The organism is Cesiribacter andamanensis AMV16 (assembly GCF_000348925.1).
Classification (GTDB): Bacteria; Bacteroidota; Bacteroidia; order Cytophagales; family Cyclobacteriaceae; genus Cesiribacter; species Cesiribacter andamanensis.
The window spans coordinates 25,005-36,355 of the sequence record NZ_AODQ01000035.1 but is presented as its reverse complement, the minus strand read 5'-3'; the positions used below and the strand labels follow the sequence as shown (position 1 = coordinate 36,355).

11 protein-coding genes and 1 tRNA gene are annotated in these 11,351 nt (G+C 52.6%); 8 read left to right on the top strand and 4 right to left on the bottom strand.

What is annotated here, in order from left to right:
- Positions 1-104: 104 nt before the first annotated feature.
- The 3 genes from ADICEAN_RS08530 to ADICEAN_RS08520 all read right to left on the bottom strand — a co-directional run bounded on the left by ADICEAN_RS08530 (position 105) and on the right by ADICEAN_RS08520 (position 1,410).
- Positions 105-401 carry a YciI family protein gene (locus ADICEAN_RS08530; RefSeq protein WP_009195171.1) on the bottom strand — a complete coding sequence of 99 codons (297 nt, stop codon included), beginning with the start codon at positions 399-401 and terminating at the stop codon, positions 105-107.
- Positions 402-586: 185 nt separating this feature from the next.
- A complete protein-coding gene (locus ADICEAN_RS08525; protein ID WP_009195170.1) occupies positions 587-1,054 on the bottom strand; it encodes a nuclear transport factor 2 family protein in 468 nt (155 codons plus the stop codon).
- Positions 1,055-1,337: 283 nt separating this feature from the next.
- Positions 1,338-1,410: transfer RNA gene (locus ADICEAN_RS08520), tRNA-Phe, on the bottom strand.
- A gap of 122 nt (positions 1,411-1,532) precedes the next feature.
- Here ADICEAN_RS08520 and ADICEAN_RS08515 point away from each other — a divergent pair.
- The 4 genes from ADICEAN_RS08515 (at position 1,533) to ADICEAN_RS08500 (ending at position 4,641) form a co-directional block, all read left to right on the top strand.
- Positions 1,533-2,885, top strand: a complete 1,353-nt coding sequence (locus ADICEAN_RS08515; RefSeq protein ID WP_009195169.1) for a (Fe-S)-binding protein — start codon at positions 1,533-1,535, stop codon at positions 2,883-2,885.
- 124 nt (positions 2,886-3,009) lie between these two features.
- Positions 3,010-3,792, top strand: coding sequence for a (Fe-S)-binding protein (locus ADICEAN_RS08510; RefSeq protein WP_009195168.1), 783 nt, complete (start codon positions 3,010-3,012; stop codon positions 3,790-3,792).
- 60 nt (positions 3,793-3,852) lie between these two features.
- Positions 3,853-4,104 (top strand): hypothetical protein, encoded by a 252-nt coding sequence (locus ADICEAN_RS08505; RefSeq protein ID WP_040396567.1) that lies wholly within the window; start codon positions 3,853-3,855, stop codon positions 4,102-4,104.
- Between the two features lie 39 nt (positions 4,105-4,143).
- Positions 4,144-4,641: a hypothetical protein gene (locus ADICEAN_RS08500; protein WP_009195166.1), complete on the top strand. Its 498-nt coding sequence runs from the start codon at positions 4,144-4,146 to the stop codon at positions 4,639-4,641.
- A gap of 314 nt (positions 4,642-4,955) precedes the next feature.
- Here the strand turns inward: ADICEAN_RS08500 and ADICEAN_RS08495 are convergent, their stop codons facing one another.
- Positions 4,956-6,203 carry a peptidoglycan DD-metalloendopeptidase family protein gene (locus ADICEAN_RS08495; protein WP_236612887.1) on the bottom strand — a complete coding sequence of 416 codons (1,248 nt, stop codon included), beginning with the start codon at positions 6,201-6,203 and terminating at the stop codon, positions 4,956-4,958.
- 388 nt (positions 6,204-6,591) lie between these two features.
- Here ADICEAN_RS08495 and ADICEAN_RS22600 point away from each other — a divergent pair, with 388 nt between their 5' ends.
- The 4 genes from ADICEAN_RS22600 (at position 6,592) to ADICEAN_RS08480 (ending at position 11,309) form a co-directional block, all read left to right on the top strand.
- Entirely contained in the window at positions 6,592-6,807 is a 216-nt protein-coding gene (locus ADICEAN_RS22600; protein ID WP_161622676.1) for a hypothetical protein, read from the top strand.
- 455 nt (positions 6,808-7,262) lie between these two features.
- Positions 7,263-8,615, top strand: coding sequence for an oligosaccharide flippase family protein (locus ADICEAN_RS08490; RefSeq protein WP_009195164.1), 1,353 nt, complete (start codon positions 7,263-7,265; stop codon positions 8,613-8,615).
- Between the two features lie 102 nt (positions 8,616-8,717).
- Positions 8,718-9,479 (top strand): exodeoxyribonuclease III, encoded by a 762-nt coding sequence (locus ADICEAN_RS08485; protein WP_009195163.1) that lies wholly within the window; start codon positions 8,718-8,720, stop codon positions 9,477-9,479.
- Between the two features lie 66 nt (positions 9,480-9,545).
- Positions 9,546-11,309: an ABC transporter substrate-binding protein gene (locus ADICEAN_RS08480; protein WP_009195162.1), complete on the top strand. Its 1,764-nt coding sequence runs from the start codon at positions 9,546-9,548 to the stop codon at positions 11,307-11,309.
- Positions 11,310-11,351: the final 42 nt, after the last annotated feature.

The following is an 11,351-nucleotide window of genomic DNA, read 5'->3' as shown; positions in this document are numbered from 1 at the left end:
ATACAGCGGGCTAGTAGGGCTTTGGCTGACACAAGGTGCTGGAAAAGAGCCGTTTACGCTGTGTACGTGTAGGATGGGGCGCACTTCAATAGCGCCTCCATTTTTTAGAATGGGGCAGGTTCGGCAATCTCTATGGCCTGCTCCCGGCTGGTAGCCTGTATCATAAAATACCCGCTCAGCGCCTCCTTGGCTTCGATAAAGGGCCCATCTGTCTGCAGCTGCCCATCGGCGCTCAGGTAGGTGCCTTCCGGTTCAAGGGGTTCGCCGCTAAGAAAATGGCCGGTTTTGGCCAGCTCTTCTACCCAGTGCATGTATTCTTTAATATCGGCCTGCAGCGCCTCGGGGCTCATTTGCTTAACAGCCTGCAGATCTTCCCGCAGAAAAAGCATGTAGTGCTTCATGGTACCTTGTGTAGTGATGGTATTGGTTATTGATCAGCTGTACAAGGTATAGACAAAAGGGCTTCCCTGAAGCGGACAACTTTACGAAAATTTTTTTGCTTTTTTTTGGAATGGGGGTGCAGCTTGCCGGTTAATTCAGCCTGTATGTCCGGCCTATAAGGGGAAAACTGGCCCTATGGAGCTCCTCATCCCTTAGGCTGCTGCGGTCCGGGGGCAGGGGAGGGCACATCGCTGAGGTGCGAAGCCACTACCTGCCAGCCCGTATCGGTTTTTACCCAGGTATCGGTATAGTACTGGCGGTGCTGCTGCCGTTTGCCCCCCTGTTCAACTTCTGAAACCACAATTCCGCGCAGGATGATGGTAGCCGGATATACCGTAGCAGTAGTCCCCTCGGTATAAAAGCGATGGCTGGAGGGCTTGCCCGCATGCCGGCGCACCAGTGCCATAAGCTCTTTTTTGGTTTCGCTATGGCCATTGGGGTAACGGATGGCAAAAGTCTCGGCCACCAGCTGGTGCATGGCCAGGGTATCGTTTTGCTCATAGGCCTGCAGCCACTTGTGTTCCAGGCTGCGCACTTCCTGCTCGGCGCTTAGCTGTGCATGGCTTGCCAGTGCAATAAAAATAAACAGGATAGTTAGTAAGGGGGTCTTCATCGGCTTGGTTTTAAAAAATGGGGAGATACCAATGCTCTTCTGGCAGGTGCCCTGCTGGAGAAGCGGCAGTAAAGATGGCGGATGATCGGGCTAGGGAAAACGAATTTTACACCAGCGGCACAAAATCGTTTAGAACTGCTCCAAATTAGTCGGCATGCATACTAATTTTTGGGATTCTTTTGTAATTTAGGCACTGCAGAAAATCCACAACCAAGAAGATGCAAACGATTGATAGCGGCGGACATAAAAAAACCCTTCCCGGTGGGGGAAGGGTCTCGCTGGGTGGTGATGAGTGGAATCGAACCACCGACTCAAGGATTTTCAGTCCTTTGCTCTACCAACTGAGCTACATCACCAGCGAATTGGGAGTACAAAAGTAGCATACAAAACTTTTCTGGCAAACATTTTCCAGAAAAAAGATTTTACAGGATATTTAAAAATTATCGCACTACTTGCAGCCAACTAACCCCCCTTGCTAATGGAATTTTTACCCCGTCTTGTTTTTATCATCATCATCGGGCTTACTATCTGGATCATTGCCAAGCGCATACGCTTTATCAGCCGCAATATTCAGCTGGGCCTGCCACAAGACCGCACCGATCATAAAGACCAGCGCTGGCGCAACCTGCTGCTGGTAGCCTTTGGCCAGCAAAAAATGTTCAAGCGGCCCATTCCTGCCATTTTGCACCTCTTTATTTACATCGGCTTCATCATCATCAACATTGAGGTGCTGGAGTTCATCATAGATGGCCTGTTTGGCTCTCACCGTTTCTTTGCCAGCATCATTGGGGGCGATGGCTTGTATACGGCGGCGCTTAACTTTTTTGAGCTGCTGGCCATTCTGGTACTTATCTCCTGTGTGGTGTTCCTGATCCGGCGCAATGTGCTGAAGGTAAACCGCTTTGAGGGGGAGGAAATGACCCGCTGGCCCAAGCTGGATGCCAACATCATTCTGATGGTGGAGATTGTGCTGATGATTGCCATTATTGTGATGAATGCTACCGACAGCATTCTGCAGGCCCGCTCCCCTTATTACACAGCGGCCGGCCCTTTCTACTTCAGCGGCCTGCTGGTGCCCCTTTTTGAGAACATGAGCACCAATACGCTGATTATCATCGAGCGTTTTGCCTGGTGGTTTCACATCATTGGCATTCTGGCCTTTGCCGTATATGTTACCTATTCCAAGCACCTGCACATTTTCCTGGCCTTTCCCAACACCTATTATGGCGATGTTAAGCCCAAGGGCGAAATGCGCAACATGCCGGTAGTAACCACCGAGGTGAAGAACATGCTGGGCATCCCCCTGGATACGCCCGCCCCGGATCATGATGCACCCGAAGCACCTGCCGATATTGCCCGCTTTGGTGCCAAGGATGTAACCGACCTGAGCTGGAAGAACATCTTGGATGCCTATACCTGCACCCAGTGTGGCCGCTGTACCGACTCCTGCCCGGCCAACCAGACCGGCAAAAAGCTATCGCCGCGCAAGATTGTGATGGATGTACGCTACCGGGCCGAAGAGATCGGCCGCAGCCTGGATGTGGGCGGGCCCGGCGCCGAAGACGGCAAAGCGCTCTTCCGGGACTATATTACCGAAGAAGAGATCAACGCCTGCACCACCTGCCAGGCCTGTGTAGAAGCCTGCCCGGTGCTGATCAACCCCCTGGATGTGATCCTGCAGATTCGCCGCTATATGTCCATGGAAGAAAGCAGCAGCCCGCAGGAATGGCAGATCATGTTCCAGAACATTGAGACCTCCTTTGCTCCCTGGAAATTTCCGCCAAGCGACCGCTTTACCTGGGCCGATTCTCTAAAAAACAAATCTGAATAGCCCCCCGGGCTGGAGCTGGCTTGCTGCTCCGGCCCAGGGCTATGCCCGGCTGCTTTTACTGCCGCTGCCGGAGGGGTAGCGCACTTCTGAACCAATTGACCTATAACGAACCCATCCTATACACATGGAATATAAAGTACCAACCGTAGCAGAGCTGGCCGCCGCCGGCCAAACGCCCGATGTTCTCTTCTGGGTAGGCTGTGCCGGTAGCTTCGACGACCGCTACAAAAATGTGACCCGCGCCTTTGTGAAGATCCTCAACAAGCTGGGCATCAACTTTGCCGTACTGGGCCAGGAAGAAAGCTGCACGGGCGATCCGGCCCGGCGCGCCGGCAACGAATTTCTGTTTCAGATGCAGGCCATGAGCAACATACAGGTGCTCAATGGCTATGAGATCAAAAAGATTGTAACGGCCTGTCCCCACTGCTTTAATACCATCAAAAATGAATATCCTGCCCTGGGGGGTACCTATGAGGTAATGCACCATTCGCAGTTTCTGCAGCAGCTCATTAATGAGGGACGGGTGACCCTGAAGGGGGGTGGCGAGTTTAAAGGCAAACGCATCACCTACCATGACAGCTGCTACCTGGGCCGCGCCAATGGCATTTACGAGGCGCCCCGCGAAGTACTGGAAGCCCTGGATGCCGAGCTGGTGGAAATGAAGCGCGTAAAGGCCAAAGGCTTTTGCTGTGGCGCCGGGGGTGCCCAGATGTGGAAAGAGCCAGAGCCGGGCAAAAAAGATGTGAACATAGACCGGGCCGAAGAAGCCCTGGCTACCGGCGCCCAAACCATTGCCGTGGCCTGTCCCTTCTGCATGGTGATGCTCTCCGACGGGGTCAAAGCCAAGAACAAAGAAAATGAGGTGGATGTGGTAGACCTGGCCGAGCTTATTGACAGAAGCCTGTAAGATGCCGATATTTGATAGGGCGCTGCTGTCCGCATTGGGGCATTAAACACTGCTGCAGGTATGAAGGCTGTCTGGCTTATGCTTATGCTTCTGTTCCTGGCCCTCTCCAGGGGCCTGGCCGGCATTGTATTTGACCGCTATACCCTGCCGTATGCCCCGGAAGGCATCTACTACGATGCCGAAAATGTGGTGGCGTACCAGGAGCAGTCCGTACTCGGCTGGGGTAGCCTGCTGGCAATCAGCCTGCTGCTTACCGCTGTTTGCGCTTATTTTGCCTTTAGCCGCCGCCGTAAAGGAACTCTCCTGCCCTAATTCTTTTTCTGCTAGAAAATGATCCTCTATTAGAAGTGTATGTATATCCCCTATCCCCAATTGCCCGCCGCCAGCAGAGTCTGGATCTATGCCGCCCCCAGGCCTTTTAACCAGGCAGAGCTGCAACACATTGAGGCAACAGCCCCCGCCTTTCTGGACGACTGGGCCACGCATGGCAGCCCCATGCAGGCTTCTTACCACATATTGCAGGGGCAGTTTCTGGTGCTGGCGGTTAATGAAGCCGTACAGGCCGCCAGCGGCTGCTCTATAGACAGCTCCATGGGCTACATTCGCTCGCTTGAGCAGCAGTTTTCCCTGTCCCTGACTGATCGGAGCCAGGTATATGTTCTGCAGGAGGGGAGGGTGCAGGCCATTCCGGTAGCGGCGCTCAAACAGCGCATAGCCGATGGGGCCCTTACCCCCGAAAGCCTGCTGCTGAATACCCTGGCCGCTACTAAGGGGGCGCTGGAGCAGCACTGGCAGCAAGCCGCCGGCCAGAGCTGGCTTAAACGTTATTTCAAAAAGGCCCTGGCCTGATAGAGCACTGACCACCGCCCTGCAGCGGTGGTTTTTTTCTGCCCCCAGATCTAGTAGGAAATGGCAGGCTGCCTATGTATTCCCTCCCCGGGGCAAATGAGAGGTACAAGACCCCTTATGCTGGCAGCCGGCCCTTAGCAGGCAGCCTTCCCTCAGCCGCAGGGGCACCTTCTCACAAACATACAGCTGTGAAGGTAAGGAGGGGTTCGACTCAAGTACCCCCTGATTATGAGAAAAATACCTGTAATGGGTATCCAATAAAAAAGCACAGGCCCGGACAGGCCTGTGCTTTTTGCTGGTAGAGTATGCAGGGCTTATAGGCTGGCCTGCAATCCCTCTTTTTGATGTTCCTCTTCCGGCAGCTCAATGGCAGCCAGACGCTGGGCGTATTGTTGTTTTACTTCCTGGAAGGCCTGCAGGTGCTGCTTGCCAATGGGCTCGGCGGGCGGCATCTTGATGGAGAAGGGGTCGATCTGCTTGCCGTTTTTCCAGAAGCGGAAGCACAGGTGCGGACCGGTGGCCAGGCCGGTGCTGCCTACATAACCGATCACCTGTCCCTGCCGTACCCGGGTTCCTTTTTTCATTCCTCTGGCAATCTTGCTCATGTGCAGGTACTGGGTGGTATAAGTATCGTTGTGCTTTACTTTTACATAATTGCCGTTGCCGCCATTGTAGCCGGCTTCTACTACCACGCCATCGCCTACGGTATAGATCTCGGTGCCGGTAGGGGCGGCATAGTCGGTGCCCAGGTGGGCTTTCCAGCGCTTTTGTACCGGATGAAAGCGCTTCATGGTAAAGCGGGAGCTGATGCGGGTAAAATTAAGGGGGGCTTTCAGGAAGGCCTGGCGCATGCTGTTGCCATTCTCATCAAAGTAATTGCTGCCCTGACCCTGATCATAGTAGTAAGCGCTGTAGGTCTGGCCGGCATGGGCAAATTCTACGGCCAGCACTTTGCCTACGCCAATGGGTTTATCTTCCACCCATTCTTCTTCATAGATCAGGCGGAAGGAGTCGCCCTTCTGAATGCGGAAGAAGTCGATCTGCCAGGCAAACACATCCACCAGTTTGCTGGTAAGGGCGGCATTGCCACCGGCCTGGGTCATGCTTTCCGAGAGGGAGCTGGTGATGGTGCCGTAAATGCTTTTTTCTACCGTTCTGGTTTCGCGTTGTACCAGGGTGGCGCCTAGGGTATCGGCCAGCGAAAAAACCACAAATTCGGTAGGGTTAGGCTCATAGATCATGAACTGAGCCGTTTGGCTGCTATCCTTGCTGGCCAGAATGGTTACTTTTTTATTGGCGGCCAGACGGCGCACATCAAAAATTGATTTGCATTTGCTGGCCAGCTCAGAGGCAATACGCGCCTCAATGTTAAAGGGAATTAGAATATCGGCCAGGTTTTGCCGGGGTCTGATGGTGTGCTCCACCACCTGAAATGAATCTACCACCATGCCATAGAGGATGGTAGGTTCGGGCAGTACTGCCGGCTGGTCTTCCTGGTCTGTATCCTGCTGGGTATACTTCGCAAATTTTTGGGCTTTGTTTTTCTTCAGGCTTTGTTCCAACAGATCTCTGCCTGTCCACCACGCACATACCAATACAGCAACCAATAGTAGGGCAGCTACAGCTCTCTTGCTCATACAATAGAATATTTTTTAGATGTCAATTTTTGCTTCCACAGCTAACGGAACCAAAAATTAGGCATATATGATCCATCAGGCCCTTCGTATCTTCCCGAATCTTACAGCCTGTAAGAAAAACAGAAAGCTTTTTGCTTTATTGCCCTCTGGAAGCGTTTAGCAGCGCTTAATTTAGGGATTGTCCAAAACATAGAGGTAAGGTTTGGGGTAAAATTTTCAAAATTTCACTTTTTCGTGCCCATTTTTTACCATCCGGCACGCCCTGCAGCTAGCCCGCTACCCCTCAGGCAGTTACCTGAAGGCCTAAAAAAGTATGCAGACCGTTCAATATGAACTTTCTTTTATCTCCTGTTTGCCAGATTTTGGCTTTTTTGTATGCCTATCTGCATCTGTTCTACCTGCTTTTATACAGTCAGCTGCCTGCCTGAGAAAAATAGAGGTTCTGCGGCCTGGTCAGGCGGATAAGCGCAGGCAGGAATCCTCAAGTCGTGTTGAAATAGAATTATTAAAAGGTATTTCTGTAGGATAGGATCAATTTAGCCCTGGCTGCAACACCCTAAAGAGGCATACGTATAGTCTTGCCGGTATTGTACCAATCTTAAAGGCAAATCAGGATTTTTATATGCACGCGCAGAGATGATCTGGGGCAACTGCCGTTTATAGCCAGGCAAGTGTATCGGCAGAAGGATGCTGAACGTTAGCCATTTTCAGCCTGCCGGCGGCCTGGCATTCTTCCAGTACAGGCAGCCTTAATAAATTTGGGCTCCAGCGGCATCTTTTGTAAACAGAACGTTAGTTTCCAGGGTTTTCCCTGAAGGGAAACCACACTTCTGATCATTTCGTTGCACCGCAACCTGACCAGCAGACCTTATAAGGAGCAATACCGAAGGGCTGAAGGACCTTTATCCTTTTAAAATCGGAATAATTGGATGTACCCTCCAATGTGACGGTGTACTTTTAACAGTGGCGACCCTGGCTGAGTAAATGAAGAAGCTCTTTCAAAAAATTTTTAGTTCCTATTGGTTCCGTTCCGGCGCTTTTAAGCTGTTTGAGCGGGTTTCGCTGGTTGCTTTTGGCCTGTTTACCTTTTATGTGCTGGTGCGCTATACCTCTAAGGAAGAGTACGGTACCTGGTCGCTCTACATTACCCTCACCACCTTTCTGGAACTGATGCGGGCAGGCTTTGTAGGCAATGGCCTGATCCGCTACATTGGCCAGTCGACCGACCGGGCAAGCTATATCCGAACGGAATCAGCCGCCCTGCTGCTCAACCTCATCCTTACCCTTATTACCTCGGCCATCATCTTTGCCAGCAGCAGCTACCTGAGCGGGTTGCTGAATGCCCCCCTGCTTGAGCCCCTGCTGTGGTGGTATGGCTTTCTGAACCTGCTGATGCTGCCGCTCTTTCACCTGGATCTGATGCAGCAGGCCAATATGGATTTTAAGGGATCATCACTGGGCCAGTTTGCGCTAAAGGGCTCCCTTTTTGTACTCATCACCGCCTATGTGCTGAGCGTTCCCTCCATTACCATGGAAATGCTGGTGCTGGTGCAGGCCATCAGCATCCTGATAGGCACCCTTGTGATGTTTATCTATGGCCGCAAGTACCTTACCTTCCGCTGGAAGACGGATAGGGCCGCCCTGGGCGAGCTGTTCCATTTTGGCAAGTACACCTTTGGCACCCATGTAAGCGCCATTATTGTAAAGAATGTGGATAGCTGGATGCTGGCTTACCTGATCAATCCGGCAGCAGTGGCCGTCTACAGCCTGGCCATACGGGTTTCCAATATTTTTGAGGTGCCCACCAATACGGTTTCTTCCATTGTGTTTCCGCAAATGGTTAAGGAGATAAAGGAAAAAGGCATTAAGGCTGCTACCCCTCTCTATGAAAAGTCGGTGGCGCTGCTCTTTGCCCTGCTGCTGCCTACCGTACTGCTCACCCTTATTTTTGCCGAAGAGATTGTACTGCTCATTGCCGAAGAGCGCTATGCCGATGCGGTGCCCATTTTGCAGATCACCGCCCTGTACGGTCTGCTGCTGCCCTTTAACAAACAGGTAGGCATTATGATGGATTCCGTAGGGGATGCCCGTAAAAACATGCTGTTCGTAATCCGAAACGCTGTTCTCAACATTGTGCTCAATTATTTCCTGATCACCAAATTTGGCGTAATGGGGGCGGCCCTGGCCACCCTTACCACCTACTTTATCAGCCTGGTGCTCAACCAGATCTACATCAACCGCAAATACCAGGTAAGCACCGGCAATTATATCCGCTACCTGGGCTGGTCCTACAGCAAAGCCTGGAGCTTTGTGAACCAAAAGCTCAAAAGCATCTGAAGGACAAAATAAGCCCCACAGGGGGCCAGCGCCGGCGGCCGGATTTTGTTCCTGCTCATAAGCGCGTATTTTTGTAGCGGATTCTTTTTTTTGTTTATTGCCTTGAAGATTATTAGCTACAATGTGAATGGGCTGCGCGCCGCCCAGCAGAAGGGCTTTGCCCACTGGCTGGAACAACAGCAGGCCGATATCGTGTGCCTGCAGGAGATCAAAACCCGCCCCGATCAGCTGGATGTTACCCCCTTTGAAGCGCTGGGCTATCACCTCTACTGGTTTCCGGCCCAAAAACCAGGCTATAGCGGCGTAGCCATTTTTAGCCGCCCCAAACCCCTGCATGTGGCCTGGGGCTGTGGCATCGACAAATACGATCAGGAGGGCCGGGTGCTGCGGGCCGATTATCCGGGCCTGTCAGTGATGAGTGTGTACATGCCCTCCGGTTCCAGCGGCGAGGAGCGTCAGGCGTTTAAAATGCAGTGGCTCGAGGATTTTGGGCACTACATTGCCGGCCTGCGCCAGGAGCTGCCCAACCTGATCATCAGCGGCGATTACAACATCTGCCACAAAGCCATTGATATCCACGACCCCATCCGCAACAAGAACAGCTCCGGCTTTTTGCCCGAAGAGCGGGAGTGGTTTGAGTCTTTTGTCTGCTCGGGCTTTATCGATACCTTTCGCTACTTCAACCAGGACCCCCATCACTACAGCTGGTGGAGCTACCGGGCCGGCGCCCGCAGCAAGAACAAAGGCTGGCGCATCGATTACAACCTGGCCAGCCTGCCGCTGCAGGACCGCCTCAAAAGCGCCACCATTTTGCCCGACGCCCTGCATTCAGACCACTGCCCGGTGGTGGTTGAGCTGCTTTAGGGCCTAAAATAGAGCCTGTAGCGGGCTTTTCTTTTATCTTACTGGCACTTTTCCTATCTTTTGGCTATGAGCAACAGGTGGGCCTTTATACCCCTGGTACTACTGCTGGCGTATGCCTGCAGCCCAAGCCAGGAACAATCAGCAGAAAACAGCGGCGCAATACTTACCGAAGGGGAGGGTGGACGCTATTACGGAGGGGTGTTTCGCATGAACGAAACCGAGTACATCAAAACCCTCTATCCGCCGGCCATTACCGATGCCTTCTCCAACCGCGTAGCCAACCAGATCTATGAAGGGCTCTTTAAGTTCAAGCCAGATAACCTGAGCGTTATCAACGGCCTGGCCGAAAGCCATACCGTAGATGAAAGCGGTACGGTCTATACCATCCGCCTGCGGGATGATGTATACTTCCATGACGACCCCTGCTTTAGCAGCGGGCGGGGCCGCAAGCTTATTGCCGATGATGTGGCCTTTTGCTTTACCCAGGTGTGTACCCAATCAGCCCAGAACCAGAATTTCTCCGTTTTCTCCGGCTTGCTAAAGGGAGCTGATGAGTACTACCGCGCCTCGGCCGGCGGTGCTACCCCTACCTTTGCTGTATCGGGCATTGAAGTACTGGACCAGCGTACGCTGCGCCTTACCCTTACCCGCCCCCATGCTACCTTTCTGATGAGCCTGGCAGGGCCTGCCGGCTACATTTACCCCCCTGAAGCATGGGAGAAATACGGGGCCGATATGCGCATTCATCCCGTAGGCACAGGGCCCTTTAAACTGGGCACTCTGGAGGAGAATATCTCCATCATATTGCCAAAACATGAGCGCTACTGGCGCAAGGACCAGTTCGGCAACCAGCTGCCCTTTCTGGAGGCGCTCAGCATCCAGTTCATCAACAGCAAGAATACCGAGCTGCTGGAGTTTCGCAAAACCAATCTCGATATGATCTACCGCCTGCCCACCGAGCATATCATCGAGATTCTGGAACATAACCAGACCGGCACCGGCGAATTTATCAAGTATGAGCTGCAGCGCGAGCCCGAAATGGTTACCCAGTTTCTGGCCTTCAACATGGCCGATAAAAAGCTGTTCAGCAACCGCGATCTGCGCAAGGCCATCAGCTATGCCATTGACCGGGAGAAGATCCTGAACTTTGCCCTCAACAACGAGGGGTATGCTCCGGGCCACCATGGCATCACCCCCCCGGTATTTGCCGATTACAACATCTCGCAAGTGATTGGTTATCAATTAAATATCGATTCAGCCCGTTACTACCTGGCTCGGGCGGGGTACCCAAACGGCAAGGGCTTTCCCAAAATAGAGCTCATGCTGAATGCCGAAGGCGACCGCAACACCAATGTGGCCGTGGAAATTCAGAAGCAGCTCAACGATTACCTCAACATACAGGTAGAGATCAATACCTACCCCTTTGCCCAGCTGCTGGAGCGGGCCTACAGCGGAAATTTTGATGTGATGCGCTCGGCCTGGTATGCCGATTATCCCAGCCCTGAAAACTTTCTGTGGGTTTTTTACAGCGGCAGCCTCGACCGGCAAAATAGGGGGGTGGCCTATCCGAACATCGTGCGCTATAATAATGTTACCTTTAACAGATTGTACGAGCAGGCCCTGCGCGCGCGTTCTATACAGGAGGCCAACGAACTTTTTATGCGTGCCGAAAAGGTGCTCATGAAAGATGCCCCCATTATAGTGCTCTGGTATGACGAAGGGTATCGGCTGCTGCAGTCGTACGTCAAAAATTTTCCCAATAACCCCATGCAATACAGAGACTTGGGTGAAGTTTACTTTCAACAGGCACGCACCCTGCGCAGCCAGTAACACACAACGGAAAACGAGCGGTACATAGAAAAGAAGCGAAGC